This is a genomic window from Streptomyces sp. BI87 (assembly GCF_025957665.1).
Taxonomy (GTDB): Bacteria; Actinomycetota; Actinomycetes; order Streptomycetales; family Streptomycetaceae; genus Streptomyces; species Streptomyces albidoflavus.
The window spans coordinates 697302-713756 of the sequence record NZ_CP110079.1 but is presented as its reverse complement, the minus strand read 5'-3'; the positions used below and the strand labels follow the sequence as shown (position 1 = coordinate 713756).

Sequence of the window (16455 nt, the reverse complement as noted above, 5' to 3'; positions counted from 1 at the left end):
GCGCGTCGGCCCGCGCCCCGCCCGGGAGCGGGACGCCGCGTGCGCCCCGCTCCCGGGCGGGCGGCCCGAGCAGCCCGCCCCACTGACCTGCCGGCTCAGCGGCGGGCATGTTCGCGGAAACCCCGGCCCGACTTGCGGCCGAGGCAGCCCGCGGCCACCAGGTGTTCGAGGAGCGGGGCGGGGGCCAGGCCCGGGTCGCGGAACTCGCGGTGCAGCACCTGCTCGATGGCGAGCGAGACGTCGAGGCCGACCACGTCGAGGAGTTCGAACGGCCCCATCGGGTAGCCGCCCCCGAGCTTCATCGCCGCGTCGATGTCGTCCAGCGAGGCGTAGTGCTCCTGGACCATCTTCACCGCGTTGTTCAGGTACGGGAAGAGCAGCGCGTTGACGATGAAGCCCGCCCGGTCGCCGCAGTCCACCGGGTGCTTGCGGATCTTGGCGCAGACCTCGCGGACGGTGGCGTGCACGTCGTCGGCGGTCAGCACGGTGCGGACCACCTCGACCAGCTTCATCGCCGGGGCCGGGTTGAAGAAGTGCATCCCGACGACGTCCTCGGGACGGCTGGTGGCCGTCGCGCAGGCCACCACCGGCAGCGAGGAGGTGGTGGTGGCGAGCACCGCGCCCGGCTTGCAGACCTTGTCGAGCGTGGTGAAGAGCTGCCGCTTGACCTCCAGGTCCTCGGCGACCGCCTCCACGGCGAGGTCCACCTCGGCGAAGGCGTCCAGGGTGCCGGCCGGGGTGATCAGCTCCAGCGTCGCCGCCGCCGCCTCGGCGGTCATCCGCCCCCGGTCGACCGAGCGGGCCAGCGACTTGCCGATCCGCGCCTTGGCCTTCTCCGCCTTCTCCTCGCTGCGGGCGGCGATCACCACGGAGTACCCCGCCTTGGCGAAGACCTCCGCGATGCCCGAGGCCATCGTCCCCGACCCGGCCACACCGACCGAGCTGACCGGGCGCCCCTCGGCCGGACCCGCCTCGCCGGAGAGCGGGGTCAGCGCGTCCCGCACGACGGTGGCCGAACCGGGGCTCTCGTACGTGTAGAAGCCGCGGCCCGACTTGCGGCCGGTCAGCCCGGCCTCGCTGAGCTGCCGCAGGATGGGCGCGGGGGCGTGCAGCCGGTCGTGGGACTCGGCGTACATCGCGTCCAGCACGGTACGGGCGGTGTCCACGCCGATCAGGTCGAGCAGCGCGAGGGGCCCCATCGGCAGGCCGCAGCCCAGCCGCATGGCCGCGTCGATGTCCTCCCGCGAGGCGTACTTGGCCTCGTACATCGCGGCCGCCTGGTTGAGGTAGCCGAAGAGCAGGCCGTCCGCCACGAAGCCCGGCCGGTCGCCGACGGCCACCGGCTCCTTGCCCAGTTCGAGGGCGAGTTCGGTGACCCGGGCGACCGCCTCGGGCGAGGTCAGCACCGAGGAGACCACCTCGACCAGCTTCATCGCCGGCGCCGGGTTGAAGAAGTGCAGCCCCAGCACCCGTTCGGGGAACCGCGACTCGGCGGCGAGGCGGGTCACCGACAGGGCGTTGGTGCCGGTGGCCAGGATCGCGTCCGGGCGGACCACCTCGTCCAACTCGCGGAAGAGCCGCTGCTTGATCTCGTACGACTCCGGGACGACCTCGACGACCAGGTCGGCGTCGGCCGCGGCCTGGAGGTCGGTGAAGACGCGGAACCGGGTGAGCGCGTCGGTCCGCTCGCTCTCGGTCAGGCGGCCCTTGGCGACGGCGCGGGCGGTGGAGTTCTCCAGCGCGGTCACGGCGAGGGCCGCCTGCGCCTCGCTGACGTCGATGCCGACGACCTCGCGCCCGGCGCGGGCCAGCACCTCGGCGATGCCCGTGCCCATGGTGCCGAGGCCCACGACGGCGACGGTGCCGAAGGCGGGAGCGGGGGAGGACGCGGAAGGGGACAGGGAAGGACGGTCCATCGAGGACTCCTGGGATGAGGGGTGACGACGGCCGGGGCGCCTGGCGCACCCGGATGAGGGGAGAGCGGCGGGCCTGTCCCGGGCCACACCGTCGTACGTACTGCTGCCGGACCGACCGGCGGGTCCCCGTGGGCGGTGGCTGCGTCACCAGGCCACCGAGGGGAGCGATGCGCGGGTGTCCGGCCCGCGCTCCTCTGAGCATAACCAGTGGGTAATGAGCGCGCCAGTCCCTTGTTCGCCGCCCTGGCGCTCCCGGCCGGTGTGCGGACCCTCGTCACGGGCCCGCACACGGGCGCGGGGATCAGCCGCTCGCCGCCCGGGCCGGTACGGCCTTCCCGGGCTCGCCGGTGGCGCCCGCCGCGTGGTGGCGGCCGATCGGGAGCATCAGAGGGCGGCCCGAGACCGGGTCCTCGATGATGCGGCTCTGAAGGCCGAAGACGGCGCGGACGGTCTCCTCGGTCAGCACCTCGGACGGGGTGCCCTGGGCGTGCAGCCTGCCGTCGGCCAGCGCGATCAGGTGGTCGGCGTACCGGGCGGCGAGGTTCAGGTCGTGCAGGACCATGACGATCGTGGTGCCTCGGGCGGCGTTCAGGTCGGTCAGCAGGTCCAGGACCTCGACCTGGTGGCTCACGTCGAGGAAGGTGGTCGGCTCGTCCAGGAGGAGCAGGTCGGTCTGCTGGGCCAGCGCCATGGCGATCCAGACCCGTTGGCGCTGGCCGCCGGAGAGTTCGTCCACGGCGCGCTCCGCCAGTTCCTCGGTCTGCGTCGCCTCCAGCGCCGAGGCCACGGCCGCGTCGTCCTCCCGGCTCCAGCGCGAGAAGACCCCTTGGTGAGGATGGCGGCCCCGCCCGACCAGGTCGGAGACGGTGATTCCCTCGGGCGCGAGCGGCGACTGCGGCAACAGGCCCATGGTGCGGGCCAGTTCCCTGGCCGGGAAGCGGTGCACCTGGCGCCCGTCCAGCAGGACGCGGCCCGCCCGGGGGGCCAGCAGCCGCGACATCGACCTCAGCAGCGTCGACTTGCCGCAGGCGTTGGCGCCGACGATGACCGTGATCCGGCCCGGCGGAACCGCCAGGTCGAGCGAGTCGATGACGGTGCGGTCGGCGTAACCGAGGGTCAGTTCCTCGGCGGTCAGGGAGTGTTCGGTGGTCACAGAGAGCCTCCCGCCCGGTTGGTGCGGACGATCAGGTAGACGAGGTAGGGGGCGCCGAGCACACCGGTGACGATGCCGACCGGGTAGCGCTCGCCGAAGGCGAACTGGCCGCAGAAGTCGGCGACGAGGACCAGCAGGGCGCCGACGAGACCGGCCGGGACGAGCAGCGAGCCGCCCGCGCCGACGATCCGGGCGGCGATCGGGCCGGAGAGGAAGGCCACGAAGGCGATCGGCCCGGCCGCCGCCGTCGCGAAGGCGATCAGCCCGACGGCCGCGACGATCACGGTGATCCGGGTCCGCTCGACGCGGACGCCGAGCGCCGAGGCGGTGTCGTCGCCCAGTCGCAGCGCGGCCAGGTTGCGGCCCTGCCCGAGCAGCAGCGGGGTGAGGACGGCCGCCGCGACCGTCGCCGGGACGACCTCGTCCCAGGTCGCGCCGTTGAGGCTGCCGGTCAGCCACCGCATCGCCTCCTGGAGGTCCCACTCGGCCGCCTGGGACAGCACGTACGAGGTGACGCTGTCGAGCATGGCGGAGATGCCGATGCCGATCAGGATGAGCCGGGTGCCCGCGACCCCGCCCTTGAACGCCAGCGAGTACACCAGCAGGGCGACGCCGAGGCCGGCCGCGATGGCGATCACCGAGACCTGCACCTCGCCGAGGTGGAGGGTGACGATGGCGATGGCGGCGGCCGCGCTCGCGCCGGAGCTGATCCCGATGATGTCCGGGCTGGCCAGCGGGTTGCGCAGCATGGTCTGGAAGGTGACGCCCGCCAGGCCGAAGCTGAACCCGGCCACCAGAGCGAGGACCGCGCGCGGCAGCCGCAGCTCGCCCACGGTGAAGGAGGCGCCCGGCACCTGCTCGCCGAGGATGACCCGCAGCACGTCGGCCGGCGGGTAGTAGGTGCGCCCGGCCACCAGCGTCACGGCGAAGGCGGCGACCACGAGGACGGCCAGCGCCAGGACGACGAGGCGGCGGCGGGAGGCGCCCCGGAGGCGGCGCCGGGTGGCGGCCGCGACGGAGGCGGGGGCCGGTGCGGCGCCGGGCCGGGTGAGGACGGGGGCGCTCACAGGGCACGCACCTTCTGTCGGCGGACGATGTAGATGAAGAAGGGCGCCCCGATCAGCGCCGTCACGATGCCCACGTCGATCTCGGAGGGCCGCGCCACGACCCGCCCGACCACGTCGGCGGCGGTCAGCAGGACCGCGCCCAGCAGCATGGAGAGCGGCAGCAGCCAGCGGTGGTCGACGCCGACCAGCAGCCGGCAGGTGTGGGGCACGACGAGGCCGACGAAGGCGATCGGCCCGGCGACGGCGGTGGCCGCCCCGCAGAGCAGGACGGCGCCGAGCGCGGCCACCGCCCGGACGAGGGCGACGCGTTCGCCGAGCCCGGCCGCCAGTTCGTCGCCGAGCGCCAGCGAGTTGAGGGCCCGTGCGGAGAGCAGGCAGAGCAGGAAGCCCGCCACCAGGAAGGGCAGCACCTGGCCGATCCGCTCGTAGGAGGCGCCGCCCACGCCGCCGATCTGCCAGAGCCGGAAGCTGCCCGCGATGTCGTTGCGCGGCAGGACCACCGCGCTGACCAGCGAGGCGAACGCCGCCGAGGTGGCCGCCCCGGCCAGCGCCAGCTTCAGCGGGGTGGCGCCGCCGCGGCCGAGGGTGCCGACGGTGTAGACGAAGAGCGCGGAGGCCGCCGCCCCCACGATGGCCACCCAGATGTACGAGGTCGGGGAGGTCAGCCCGAAGAAGGCGACGCCGGTCACCACGGCGAGCGAGGCGCCCATGTTGACGCCGAGGATGCCCGGGTCGGCCAGCGGGTTGCGGGTCACGCCCTGCATCACGGCGCCGGAGAGCGCGAGCGCCGCCCCGATCACCACCGCCAGCAGGGTGCGCGGGATGCGTTTGGCGGCGGCCGCCTCGCCCAGCGTGCCGTCGGCGCCGCCGATCGCGGCCTGGACGTCCGCCCAGGGCACGTCGCGCGAACCGTGGGCGAGGGAGGCGACCATGACGGCGGCCAGGACCAGCAGGGCGGCGAGGAGCCAGAGAGTGCGGACACCCGCCGGACGCCGGGGAGCGGCGTCCGGCGCGCGCCGGGTGTCGAGGGTCGTCACTTGACCTTGTCCGCGGCCTTGGCCAGCGCGGCGGCGTAGTCGTCGAGCACGTACGAGATCGACAGCGGGGTCGGGTTGGCGGCGGTGGCCAGCGGAGAGGAGCTGCCGGGCAGCAGGTAGACCGAACCGCGGTCGATGGCGGGCATCTTGGAGAGGACCTTGTCCTTGCTGACGTTCTCGAGCAGCTCGCCCTTCTCGTCGCCGTAGCCGGTGACGATGTCGACGTCGTCGAAGGTGTCGATCTGCTCGGCGCTCCGCGTCAGCGCGAACTTCTCGGTGCCCTTCGACGCCTTCTCGATGCTGCCAGGGGTCTTCATCCCGAGGTCGAGGAAGAACTGCGTCCGGGTGTCGTGCGTGGTGTAGAAGCCGATCTCGCTGACGTCGTTGGGGTCGAGGTGCGTCATGAACATCGCCGTCTTGCCCTTGAGCTGCGGGTACTTGGCGGCGGTGGCGGCTATCTCCCCGTCCAGCTCCTTGATCAGCTTCTCGCCCTCGCCGGAGAGGCCGATCGCCTCGCTGTTGGTGCGGATGATCTCGCGCCACGGGGTGGCCCAGGGGGCGTCCGGGTAGGCGACGACCGGGGCGATCTTGCTGAGGGTGTCGTAGTCCTTCTTGGTCAGCCCCGAGTACGCGGCGAGGATCACGTCGGGCTTGGTGTCGGCCACCGCCTCGAAGTCGATGCCGTCCGTCTCGTCGAAGAGGACCGGGGTCTTCGCGTCCAGCTCGTCGAGCTTCTCCTCGACCCAGGGCAGCACCCCGTCGCCGTCGTCGTCACCGAAGTTGGCCGCCGCCATGCCGACGGGGACGACTCCGAGGGCCAGCGGTACCTCGTGGTTGGCCCAGTTGACCGTGGCGACGCGCTTCGGCTTGGCCGGGATCGTGGTCTCGCCCAGAGCGTGCTCGACGGTCAGGGGGAAGCTGCCGGCGGAGCCCTTCTGCTCCTTGCCGCCGGCGTTGTCCTTGCTTTCACCCTCTCCGCCGCTGCCGCAGGCGGAGAGGGTGAGCAGGGCGGCGGCCGCTGCGACCAGGCGAAGGCGGTGTGAGGACATGGGTGCGTGCCCAGCTTTCGGGTGTCGGGGGTGACGCTGCTCGCGCGGGAGGGCAGGGGGTGCCGTCGCGGAAGGGCGCACCGCGCTTGCACAAGCGACTTAGGTAAGGCTTGCCTTGGCACTTTATGAGAGGGGAGTGGCGTGTCGCAATCAACCGGATGCGACATCCGCTGTAGCGATCGGGACAGCGAAAGGGGCGTGACGGTACGCCGGAGGCGCCGGTGTCCCGGCCGCCACCCGGATCAACTCGGCCGGAACGTCCCCGGGGTGAGCCCGGTCGCCCGCCGGAAGGCGGCGCCGAAGGCGCTGGAGGAGCGGTAGCCGACCTGCTCGGCCACGGCCTCCACCTCCCAGCCCCGGGTGAGCAGCCCGATGGCGTGCTGGGCGCGGACGGAGGCGACCCAGCGCGCGAAGCTGGTCCCCGTCTCGGCGGTGAACGCCCGGGTCAGCGTGCGCGGGCTGACCCCCAGCGCGGCCGCCCAGTCGGTCAGTGTCCGCCGGTCGCCCGGGTCTTCGCGCACCGCCTCGGCGATCGGCCGCAGCAGGGCGGAGGACGGCAGCCGGACCAGCAGTTCACGCGGGGCGGGGGCGAGCACGTCCAGCACCAGCGCCTCGGTGGCCGCTCGCGAGGAGGGGCGCAAGTCCGGTTCGCCGAGCCGCTCCAGCAGGAGCCGCAGCAGCGGGGTGATCTCGACCGCCACCGGGGTGTCCGAGATCGACGAGGTGGTGCGGAAGCCGAAGAAACTGGCGCGCAGGCAGGTTCCGGCGGCCGCCACCCCGCCGTGCAGGGTGCCCGCGGGCATCCAGAGCCCGACCGTCGGGGTGATGGTCCAGATCCGCGACCCCACGATCGCCGAGGAGGCGCCCCGCTCGTTCCAGAGCAGCTCGTGGAAGGGGTGGGAGTGGTCGTTCCACGCCGTGTCGTGCGGGACGACCTCCTCGTACCCCTGGATGACGAAAGGCGTCTCCACCGCGCCGGGCGCGTGGGCCGGCAGCGTGCGGGTCTCCCTGGTCACGCGGCCAGCTTATGAGGTGGTCGGCCCGGGCCTGCGAGGAGCCCCGATCCGCCGGGAACCACCGGATTCGGACATTCCCCGGATACCGGCCCCGGTCCCGGCCTAGGGTCGGGGAATGGACCAGGATGTGTGGCGGAACCTGCTGGCGCGGGTCTCCCGGGAGGCCGGGGAGGACCCCAGGGTGGAGTGGCTCGCGGCCACCGGTGTCGAGGAGCTGAACGCCGTCCTCACCGCGCCCCAGGAGCCGTTGTGGGCAAGGGAGCTGGCGGCCTTCCGGCTCGGTACGGCGGGGGACACGCGGGCCTTCGAGACGCTGGTGCTGCTGCTCAACCACCGCGAACCCGCCCGGTGCGCGGCGGCGGCCCACGCCCTCGCCGAACTGGGCGACCCGAGGACGGCCCGGGCCGCCGCCGCCCTCGCCACCAACGAACTCCGCGTCGCCTACGCCCTGCACCCGGTGCGCCTGCTGGTCGCCCTCCGCGCCCCCGAGGCGGTGCCCGCCCTCATCGCGGTGCTGGAGCGCCGGCTCGCCCCCGGCGACCGCTACCAGGCCGTCGCCCTCGCCTGCGCCGACGGCCTCGGCGAACTGGGCGACCCCTGCGCCCGTCCCGTGCTGCGCGCGGCGCTGGGACGCCCCGGGCTGGCGATCGTCGCCCGGGGCGCCCTGGACCGGCTGCCGCGCTGAGCGCGACTCAGCCGCGCCTGGGGAGCAGGCCGTGCAGCGCCTGGCCCGCGGTGCGCTCCGAGGCATCCGGCGCCGCACCCTTCGCCGCGGCCGGCTTCGGCTCGGGCAGCGCGGCACAGGTCGCGTCCGCCTCGCCAAAGCCGGTGCCGCGCGGCACCGTGCCGTCGGCGAGGTAGCGGGCCAGGTGCCGGTCGAGGCAGGCGTTGCCGCCGAGGGTCACCCCGTGGTTGCCGCCGCCCTCCTCGACCACCAGTGAGGAGCCGCGCAGCTTGCGGTGGAGCGAGACGGCGCCCTCGTACGGGGTGGCGGCGTCGCCGGTCGCCTGGAGGATCAGGGCCGGGGGGAGCTTGGTGTTGGTCACGTCCGGCGGGGTGAGCGGCGGGACCGGCCAGCTCGCGCACGGCGCGTTGTACCAGGCGTTGTTCCAGGCCAGGAAGGGCGCCTTCGCGTGCACCCGCCAGGTGTCCGCCCGCCACTGGTTCCACTCGCGGGGCCAGGCCGCGTCCCGGCACTGCACCGCCGTGTACACGCTGTACCCGTTGTCGCCGGCCGCGTCGCTCTCGGCCAGCGCCCGGTACGCCGTGACCAGCGGCCCGCTCTCCCCGTCCTTGGCGTACGCCGCGAAGGCGGTGGCCAGCCGGGGCCAGTACCCGTCGTAGTACCCGCCCGGCAGGAAGGTGTCCTCCAGCTCGGCCGCGCCGACCTTCCCGCCCGCAGGCTCAGCGGCGACGGCGGCCCGCATCCGCGACCAGGCCCCCTCGACCGCGGCCGGGTCCCCGCCCAGGCCGTAGACCGCGTCATTCTTTGCGACCCAGGCGAGGAAGGCGCGGTGACGGTCCTCGAACGCGTAGTCCTGGGCGAGGTTGCTGTCGTACCAGACGCCGTCCGGGTCGACCGCCGAGTCCAGCGCGAGCCGCCGCACCCGCTCCGGGAAGAGCTTGGCGTAGACGGCTCCGAGATAGGTCCCGTACGAGTACCCGAGATAGCTGATGCGCGGGGCGCCGAGCGCGGCCCGGATCACGTCGAGGTCGCGGGCGGCGCTCCGGGTGTCCAGGTACGGCAGCAGGTCACCGTGGCGCTCCCCGCAGGCGGCCGCGAAGGCCGTGGCACGCTCGCGGTTGGCGCGCTCGACGGCCGGGGTCAGCGGCAGCGTGTCGGGGCGTACAGCCGCGAAGTGGCCGGGCCGGCAGTCGAGCGCGGGCTCGCTCCGGCCGACCCCCCGCGGGTCGAACCCGATCACGTCGTACCGGCCCGCCACCTCTTTCGGCAACGCCGACGCCACATGTCCGGCCAGGCTCAGCCCACTGCCGCCCGGCCCGCCCGGATTGACCAGCAACGGCCCCAGCGAGGACTTCGCGGTGTGCGGCACCCGGCTGAGCGCCAGCGTGATCCGCCGCCCGTCCGGCTTGGCATGGTCGAGCGGAACCTTCACGGTGCCGCACTGGAGCGTGGGGTACGCCTTGGTCGCGCAGTCGCTCCACCGGATTGGTGCGGGCGCGGCCGGGGCTTGCGGTGCGGCCGCCGAGGGCACCGTCGGACCGAGCACGGCAACCGAGACGGCGGCACCGCACACCGCCAGGACACGTCTGTTCACTTGGCCTCCAGGCTCCACAACCGGGCACCGCACCCTGCGGCCCCCGCCGCATCGTCCCGGACCCGGATGCCCCGAGTGGGCGATTCGTCCGACAGTCGGCGTGGTCGGGCGGGGCGGTTGTAGTGCAGGGTGGGCGCGCGCCCCGGGGCGCACGCCCACCTGGCGGCGCCCTCACCCTGCGAGCTGGTGAGCTGCCTCGACTCGTCCGATGCCACGGCGAGGCCGTAGGTGCTGAACCGGCCGGTGATTCGGCGCTCCGATTCATGTGGTTCTGCGGTCTCTTGACGGATGGTGCCCGGCGGATGACTCTCATAGAGCATCCTGCAACTCCGCGCGATTCGGGCGGCGTTATGACGTTGCGATGCATCTCCAAGGACCCCAACACGAACGGGGATCACTGCCCTACTGTGTGGTACGACGACGTGGCAAAGGAGTTCGTCGTTCAAGGGTGGAAGGCGGGGGTGGAACTGGAAGCCGCGTGCCTGACCACCGGTCCGATCCCGGACACCGAGGCTGTCGTCCGTCTGCCCGCCCGCATGATGGAGATCCTGAGGGAGGCGTGTGATGTCGCAGCCGAAGACGGCGCCTCCGTTCGCTGAGCTGATCGCGGGGTGCGAGCGGTCGGCGGTTCACCTGGAGACACGCGACGTCTACGGCGTGCCCGAGGAAGACGCGGACTTCTGCGCCTTCTTGGCTGGCCAGCGGTGCGACCAGGCCGACCGTGGCTCGTGGTGGAACGATTTCCACTCCACCATTGCTGACGCCGTCGGGCGCGGAGTCTCAGTCCGGCGCATGCGGGTGGTGTCGGAGCCCGTCACCGACTACATCCGGTTTGAGTACGCGGATCTCTGGATCTTCGACGACCGGCTCGTGCGGTACAGCATCTTCTCCGGCGGCGGAGCTTTCGTAGAGGATCTGCTCGATGACGACCCTGCCACGGTCAAGAGCTACGCCGAAGCCTGCGAGCTGATCTGGAAGCGCGCCACCCCGCACGACGAGTTCACCGTCTGACGCACGTGGCAGCAACGCATCACCAGTCGTCCGCAGCTCTCGCGGCCCGTCAGCGTCTCGCCGACCGGCTGCGTGAGCTGCGGCTCGACGCCGGACTCAGCGGCCGGGACGTGGCCGCCCGCACAGGCTGGCAGCCCTCGAAGGTGAGCCGGCTGGAGACCGGCAAGACCCCGCCCGCCGACGCCGACATCAGAGCCTGGTGCGCGGCGTGCGAGATGGACGAACTGGCGCCGGACCTGATCGCGGCCGGCCGCGCGGCAGCTTCCATGTACAGGGAATGGCGGCGCCTCCAGAGGGCGGGCCTGAAGTACCTCCAGAACTCCTACGTGCCCTCCTACGCGCGGACCAAGGAATTCCGCGTCTACTCCTCCACCGTCGTCCCCGGCATGCTCCAGACACCTGACTACGCCCTGGCCATGCTGCGGAGCGTGGCGGCGTTCCACGGTGGCGTGGGCGACGTGGAGGCGGCGGTGCAGGCGCGCATGGAGCGGTCGGAGATGGTGCGGAACAGTGGCAGCCGCCTTGTCGTCGTCCTGGAGGAATCCGTCCTCCGGCACGTACTGGGCGGGGCGGAGGTCATGGTCGCGCAGCTGGGGGCCCTGCTCTCGGCCATGTCCGCGCCGCCCGTCTCCCTCGGGATCATCCCCGTCGGCACCCTCCGCCAGGACCTGTGGACCCTGGAGACGTTCACGCTGCTCGACGCCGAGCGCGTGTCCGTCGAACTACTGACGGCGGCCGTCACGGTCACGGCGCCGTCCGAGATCGCCCAGTACCGGCGAGCCTTCGCCGCGATGGCTGAGCACGCCGTCTACGGGGCTCCGGCACGCGAGCTGGTCGCGGGGGCGATTCAGAGCCTCTCGCAGCTGCCGTGGAACTCGGTAGAACGATGTGGAATCCCGGAAACAGGAGCTTCTACTTTCGTGACACCTAACGCGTTGTCACGGAGGGTGGCCATGAATCCCATTATCGCGCTGACCGGCCCCGTCTTTCTCACCGACCCCTTGTTCGACCCGCCCGAGCCCGCGCCCGGCTGTGATGTCTGCGGGGCCCTGATCGAACAGTGGCGGCGTGCCTCGGTGGTCGGGGCGCCCGAGTACGACCCCGGTCGGGCCTCCGATTTCGCCGTGGAGATCCGGCGGCATCCGCACGGGAAGGGGCGGCAGGCGTGAGGGCGTTGCTGCGGCACGTGGTGTGGCGGCTCGGGCTGGCCTCGCCGGTCGCGGATCTCTACGCCGAGTGCGTCGTCTGCGGGGAGCGGTCGCCTGTGATGCACGACCGGGACGTGAGGGCGGCCCGGAGGACTGGTGCATCGCCCACTCCGGCGGGCACCCCTCCCACCGGGCCTTCCGCGCCTTCGTCGTGAGCGCCCGGCGGACGGAGCCGGACGACACCGTGGGGGACCCGTCCGCGACGGGCTGATGGGTTCACGGGCCCCGTGCCGAGGCGGGGCGGGGCTGCCCCGGACCGCCCGCCTCACAGCAACGTCAGCTGCTCCGGCTCCGACCGCGTCGGCACGTCCTCCCGCTCCGGCCGTATCCGCCGCGCCGCCCCCGAGCGGGCCGGTCCGATCCCGTACTCCCGGGCCAGTTCGTGGACCTGGCCCGTGATGCGGCGCTGGTAGCTCTTGGGGGCGTAGGCGCCGGAGGCGTAGAGGCGTTCGTAGTGGGGGACCAGGTGGGGGTGGTGTGCGGTGAGCCACTGGAAGTACCACTCGCGGGCGCCGGGACGCAGGTGGAGGACGAGCGGGGTGACCGAGGTGGCGCCGGCCTCGGCGATGGCGCGGACGGTTGCGCGGAGCTGGTCGGGGTGGTCGCCGAGGTAGGGGATGACGGGGGCCATGAGGACGCCGCAGTCGATGCCGCGTTCGGCGAGGGCGCGGATGACGTCCAGGCGGCGTTCGGGGGCGGGGGTGCCCGGTTCGACGGTGCGCCACAGTTCGCGGTCGGTGAAGCCGACGGAGACCGAGATGCCCACGTCGGTGACGGCGGCGGCCTCGGTGAGCAGGTCCAGGTCGCGCAGGATCAGCGTGCCCTTGGTCAGGATGCTGAACGGGTTGGCGTGGTCCCGCAGGGCCTCGATGATGCCGGGCATCAAGCGATAGCGGCCCTCCGCCCGCTGGTAGCAGTCGACGTTGGTGCCCATCGCGATGTGACCGCCGTGCCAGCGCGGGCCGCCCAGCTCGCGGCGGAGCAGGTCGGGGGCGTTGGTCTTGACGACGATCTGCGAGTCGAAGCCGAGCCCCGTGTCGAGGTCGAGGTAGCTGTGGGTCTTGCGGGCGAAGCAGTACACGCAGGCGTGACTGCACCCCCGGTACGGGTTGACCGTCCAGGTGAACGGCATCCGTGAGGCGCCCGGGACGCGGTTGACGATCGAACGGGCGCGGATCTCGTGAAAGGTGATTCCCCGGAACTCGGGGGTGTCGACGGTACGCGTGACGACGGCGTCGGCTCCGAAGAGCGCGGCGTCGGAGCCCGGGCGGACCGGCTGCTCGGCAAGGTTCTCCCAGCGCATGGTCTTCCTCCTGACGTCGTTCGCCACAATAGAACATCTGTTCCCATGATCGCCGCAGGGTGGTCCGGGCCGGGATTTGAGCGGCCGGGGCGGGGGTGGTTGGCTTTGTCCGACCCGTAACCCGAGTGCTGGAGGAAGTGGACATGGCACAGGTCGAGGCCACGACGGAGCGGACGATCGCGGCGAAGCCGGACGACGTCTTCGACGCGCTGGCCGACTACAGCGGTACCCGTCGTACGGTCCTTCCCGAGCAGTACAGCGAGTACGAGGTGCGTGAGGGCGGCGACGGCGACGGCACCCTCGTCCACTGGAAGCTCCAGGCCACCAGCAAGCGGGTGCGGGACTGCCTGCTCGACGTCAAGGAGCCCGCCGACGGCGAGCTGGTCGAGACCGACCGGAACTCCTCCATGGTCACCACCTGGACGGTCACCCCGGCCGGGCAGGGCGGGGCGCGGGTGCAGGTGCGCACCGTCTGGAACGGGGCCGGCGGGATCGGCGGCTTCTTCGAGCGGACCTTCGCCCCCAAGGGGCTGGCCCGCATCCACGACCAGACCCTCGCCAAGCTCGCGGCCGAGCTGGAGAAGTAGCCCCGGGGAGGGGGCGCCGCCCGCGCGCGGCGCCCCTTGCCCGTCGACTCCGGCGCGCTGCCACCTCACCGTTTCGAGTGGTTTTCGCGGGCGGCGCCCGGTCGCCCGCAACGCTCCCACCGGCGCGGATGCCCCTTGTCCGGGCCCGCGCGCGTGTCGCCCCTCTTGCCCCGACTTGTGTGCGGGCGCGCAGACTTGGCGCCAGTCGTCGGCGCAGTCGGCGCGGCGCGACGAGGGGAGAGTGACGTGGGCGGGACGACGCTGGAGCACAGGACGGCCTCGGAGGAGGAACCCTCCGGGCCCCCCGCGCCCTCCGGCGCCCCGAAGCCCGAGGGGGCGTACACCGCCGACGACGCGCCCACCCTGCCCCTGGCGGCCGGCGAAGCGTTTCCGCCCGGCGAGGGCCACGGTGACGACGGCGGCGACGGTGGTTCGGCCGCCCCCGCCACCGGTGACGCGGGGCTCAGCCCCCGCCAGGTGCGGATGGTCTTCATCGGGCTGATGCTCGCGCTGCTCCTCGCCGCGCTGGAGCAGATGATCGTGGCCACCGCGCTGCCGAAGATCGTCGGCGAGCTGCACGGTCTCGACAAGATGTCCTGGGCCATCACCGCCTACCTGCTCACCTCGACCATCTCGCTGCCGGTCTACGGCAAGCTCGGCGACCTCTTCGGCCGCAAGGGCGTCTTCCAGTTCGCCATCGTCGTCTTCATCGTGGGGTCGGGGCTCGCGGGCTGGTCCCGTTCGATGGACGAACTCATCGCCTTCCGCGCCCTCCAGGGGCTCGGCGCGGGCGGCCTCATGATCGGCGTGCAGGCGATCATCGCCGACATCGTGCCGCCCAGGGAGCGGGCCCGCTACATGGGGCTGATCGGCGCCGCCTTCGGCCTCGCCTCGGTCGCCGGGCCGCTGCTCGGCGGCTTCTTCACCGACCACATGTCGTGGCGCTGGTGCTTCTACTTCAACGTCCCCTTCGGCCTGGTCACCCTCGCCGTGGTCGCCGTCGTCCCCAAGCTCCCCAAGCCCGCCACCCGCGGCCGCCTCGACGTGCTCGGCATCCTGCTGCTGGCCACCGCCTCCACCTGCCTGGTGCTGCTGACCAGCTGGGGCGGGACCGAGTACGCCTGGGGGTCGGGGGCCATCCTCGCGCTCGCCGCCGGAGCCGTCCTCTCGACCGTGCTCTTCCTCGTCGCCGAGCGGTACGCGGCCGAACCCCTCATCCCGCTGCGGCTGTTCCGCGAGTCGATCTTCAACCTCACCGGCCTGATCGGGGCGGTGGTCGGCATCGCCCTGTTCGGCGCCGCCAGCTACCTGCCGACCTTCCTCCAGATGGTCGACGGCGCCAGCGCCACCGAGTCCGGCCTGCTGATGCTCCCCATGATGGGCGGCGTGGTCGGCGCCTCGATCCTCTCCGGCCAGCTCATCAGCAAGACCGGGCGCTACCGCCCGTACCCGATCGCGGGCGGGGTCCTCGCCGCGCTCGGCATGTGGCTGCTCTCCCTGCTGGAGACCGGCACCTCCCGGCTGCACTACAGCATCTGGATGGCGGTGCTCGGCGCCGGGATCGGCCTGATCATGCCGGTGCTGGTGCTCGCCGTGCAGAACAGCGTCCGCCCCTCCGACCTGGGCACCGCCACCAGCGCCAACAACTACTTCCGGCAGATCGGCGGCAGCGTCGGCGCCGCCGTGTTCGGCACCCTCTTCGCCCAGCGCCTCACCGACGCCCTAGCCGACCGGCTGCCCGCCGGGGCGCCCACCGGGACCGTCGACGCCGAGGCGATCACCCCGCAGGCGGTGCACGCGATGCCGGCCGCCCTGCGCGACCCGTACATCCAGGCGTACGCCGACGCCATGCCCCGGATCTTCCTCTACCTCGTGCCGGTCCTCCTCCTGGGCCTGCTGCTCGCCTTCTTCCTCAAGGAGACCCCCCTCGTGTCCCACGCCGCGTCCCGGCCCGCCTCCGTCCCCGCCGCCGAACCGCACGCCGCACCCGCGCCCGAGGCCGCCGTCCCGCCCGTACCGCAGCTGCCCGCCGCCCGGACCGGGCACACCGCCGGGGTCGCGGTCTGCGGCAGCGTCCAGCACTCCGACGGCACCGCGGTGCCGCGCGCCGCCCTCACCCTCATCGACGTGACCGGCCGCCAGATCGGGCGGGGCGCCAGCGACGGCGACGGGCGGTACGCGCTCGCCACCCCGGGCAGCGGCAGTTTCGTGCTGATCGCGGCGGCCGGCGGGCACCAGCCGCAGGCCGTCACCGTCACCGTCGGCGAGCGGCCGGTCGAGCTGGACGTGGTCCTCGGCGGCGCCGGACGCCTCGCCGGTTCCGTCCTCACCGCCGACGGCCTGCCCGTCCGCGACGCCACGGTCACCCTGACCGACGTACGCGGCGAGGTCGTCGCCTCCACCCGCAGCGGCCGCGAGGGCGGGTACGTCATCTCCGAGCTGGTCGCCGGGGAGTACACGCTCGCCGCCAGTGCCCATGCCTACCGCCCGACCGCCCTGCCGGTGAGCGTCCAGGCGTCCCGCGAGACCCGGCAGGACGTGGAGCTGGCCGGGGGAGCGGTGCTGCGCGGCACCGTCCGCGCGGGCGGCGGGCGGCCCGTCGAGGACGCCCGTGTCACCCTGCTCGACGCCGGGGGGAACGTCGTCGACTCCCAGACCACCGCCGCCGACGGCACCTTCCGCTTCGTCGACCTCTCCTCGGGCGAGTACACCGTCATCGCCTCCGGCTACCCACCGGTCGCCACCGTCCTCCAGGTGGCGGGCGGCGGCCGCACCGAGCGCGACCTGCTCCTCGGCCACGAGGACTGAGCCACCCGGGCGGCACCGGCC

General features: G+C 73.0%; 14 protein-coding genes. 6 read left to right on the top strand and 8 right to left on the bottom strand.

Annotated elements, in window-relative coordinates; translation table 11 throughout:
• Positions 1 to 95: 95 nt before the first annotated feature.
• The 6 genes from OIM89_RS02990 to OIM89_RS02965 all read right to left on the bottom strand — a co-directional run bounded on the left by OIM89_RS02990 (position 96) and on the right by OIM89_RS02965 (position 7238).
• On the bottom strand, positions 96 to 1916 hold the full coding sequence (locus OIM89_RS02990) for a 3-hydroxyacyl-CoA dehydrogenase family protein (protein WP_151167629.1): 1821 nt from the start codon (positions 1914 to 1916) through the stop codon (positions 96 to 98).
• A 301-nt stretch (positions 1917 to 2217) separates the two neighbouring features.
• A complete protein-coding gene (locus OIM89_RS02985) occupies positions 2218 to 3069 on the bottom strand; it encodes an ABC transporter ATP-binding protein (protein WP_047141344.1) in 852 nt (283 codons plus the stop codon).
• Positions 3066 to 4136: a FecCD family ABC transporter permease gene (locus OIM89_RS02980; RefSeq protein ID WP_217465863.1), complete on the bottom strand. Its 1071-nt coding sequence runs from the start codon at positions 4134 to 4136 to the stop codon at positions 3066 to 3068. Before OIM89_RS02980 ends, OIM89_RS02985 begins: the two co-directional genes overlap by 4 nt.
• Positions 4133 to 5173 carry a FecCD family ABC transporter permease gene (locus OIM89_RS02975; protein ID WP_217465864.1) on the bottom strand — a complete coding sequence of 347 codons (1041 nt, stop codon included), beginning with the start codon at positions 5171 to 5173 and terminating at the stop codon, positions 4133 to 4135. The genes OIM89_RS02980 and OIM89_RS02975 overlap by 4 nt, the downstream gene beginning before the upstream one ends.
• On the bottom strand, positions 5170 to 6222 hold the full coding sequence (locus OIM89_RS02970; protein WP_264490956.1) for an iron-siderophore ABC transporter substrate-binding protein: 1053 nt from the start codon (positions 6220 to 6222) through the stop codon (positions 5170 to 5172). The genes OIM89_RS02975 and OIM89_RS02970 overlap by 4 nt, the downstream gene beginning before the upstream one ends.
• A 242-nt stretch (positions 6223 to 6464) precedes the next feature.
• Positions 6465 to 7238: a helix-turn-helix transcriptional regulator gene (locus OIM89_RS02965; protein WP_030694813.1), complete on the bottom strand. Its 774-nt coding sequence runs from the start codon at positions 7236 to 7238 to the stop codon at positions 6465 to 6467.
• A gap of 115 nt (positions 7239 to 7353) precedes the next feature.
• Between OIM89_RS02965 and OIM89_RS02960 the strand changes: the two genes are divergently transcribed.
• Entirely contained in the window at positions 7354 to 7923 is a 570-nt protein-coding gene (locus tag OIM89_RS02960; RefSeq protein WP_030694814.1) for a hypothetical protein, read from the top strand.
• 7 nt (positions 7924 to 7930) lie between these two features.
• Here OIM89_RS02960 and OIM89_RS02955 read toward each other — a convergent pair whose 3' ends face one another.
• Entirely contained in the window at positions 7931 to 9517 is a 1587-nt protein-coding gene (locus OIM89_RS02955) for an alpha/beta hydrolase (protein WP_413747416.1), read from the bottom strand.
• Between the two features lie 350 nt (positions 9518 to 9867).
• On the opposite strand from OIM89_RS02955, the gene OIM89_RS02950 reads away from it, so the two are divergent.
• Genes OIM89_RS02950 through OIM89_RS02940 form a run of 3 tightly spaced genes read left to right on the top strand, consistent with a single transcriptional unit; the run spans position 9868 to position 11697 of the window.
• Positions 9868 to 10116, top strand: coding sequence for a hypothetical protein (locus tag OIM89_RS02950; RefSeq protein ID WP_030694816.1), 249 nt, complete (start codon positions 9868 to 9870; stop codon positions 10114 to 10116).
• Complete coding sequence (locus OIM89_RS02945) at positions 10082 to 10528, top strand: DUF6879 family protein (protein ID WP_030694817.1); 447 nt, start codon at positions 10082 to 10084, stop codon at positions 10526 to 10528. The genes OIM89_RS02950 and OIM89_RS02945 overlap by 35 nt, the downstream gene beginning before the upstream one ends.
• 5 nt (positions 10529 to 10533) lie before the next feature.
• Positions 10534 to 11697 carry a helix-turn-helix transcriptional regulator gene (locus tag OIM89_RS02940; protein WP_319802325.1) on the top strand — a complete coding sequence of 388 codons (1164 nt, stop codon included), beginning with the start codon at positions 10534 to 10536 and terminating at the stop codon, positions 11695 to 11697.
• A gap of 304 nt (positions 11698 to 12001) precedes the next feature.
• Here the strand turns inward: OIM89_RS02940 and OIM89_RS02935 are convergent, their stop codons facing one another.
• Entirely contained in the window at positions 12002 to 13039 is a 1038-nt protein-coding gene (locus OIM89_RS02935; RefSeq protein WP_047468740.1) for an Rv2578c family radical SAM protein, read from the bottom strand.
• Positions 13040 to 13182: 143 nt separating this feature from the next.
• Here OIM89_RS02935 and OIM89_RS02930 point away from each other — a divergent pair, with 143 nt between their 5' ends.
• Both OIM89_RS02930 and OIM89_RS02925 read left to right on the top strand, forming a co-directional pair.
• Entirely contained in the window at positions 13183 to 13626 is a 444-nt protein-coding gene (locus OIM89_RS02930; RefSeq protein WP_030694821.1) for an SRPBCC family protein, read from the top strand.
• Between the two features lie 246 nt (positions 13627 to 13872).
• Positions 13873 to 16434: an MFS transporter gene (locus tag OIM89_RS02925; RefSeq protein ID WP_264490955.1), complete on the top strand. Its 2562-nt coding sequence runs from the start codon at positions 13873 to 13875 to the stop codon at positions 16432 to 16434.
• Positions 16435 to 16455 lie beyond the last annotated feature (21 nt).

Bases quoted from the DNA above. Each gene is read 5' to 3' on its own strand.
- OIM89_RS02990 (WP_151167629.1), bottom strand. From the start codon at position 1,916: ATGGACCGTCCTTCCCTGTCCCCTTCCGCGTCCTCCCCCGCTCCCGCC.
- OIM89_RS02970 (WP_264490956.1), bottom strand. From the start codon at position 6,222: ATGTCCTCACACCGCCTTCGCCTGGTCGCAGCGGCCGCCGCCCTGCTC.
- OIM89_RS02960 (WP_030694814.1), top strand. From the start codon at position 7,354: ATGGACCAGGATGTGTGGCGGAACCTGCTGGCGCGGGTCTCCCGGGAG.
- OIM89_RS02950 (WP_030694816.1), top strand. From the start codon at position 9,868: ATGACGTTGCGATGCATCTCCAAGGACCCCAACACGAACGGGGATCAC.
- OIM89_RS02945 (WP_030694817.1), top strand. From the start codon at position 10,082: ATGTCGCAGCCGAAGACGGCGCCTCCGTTCGCTGAGCTGATCGCGGGG.
- OIM89_RS02935 (WP_047468740.1), bottom strand. From the start codon at position 13,039: ATGCGCTGGGAGAACCTTGCCGAGCAGCCGGTCCGCCCGGGCTCCGAC.
- OIM89_RS02930 (WP_030694821.1), top strand. From the start codon at position 13,183: ATGGCACAGGTCGAGGCCACGACGGAGCGGACGATCGCGGCGAAGCCG.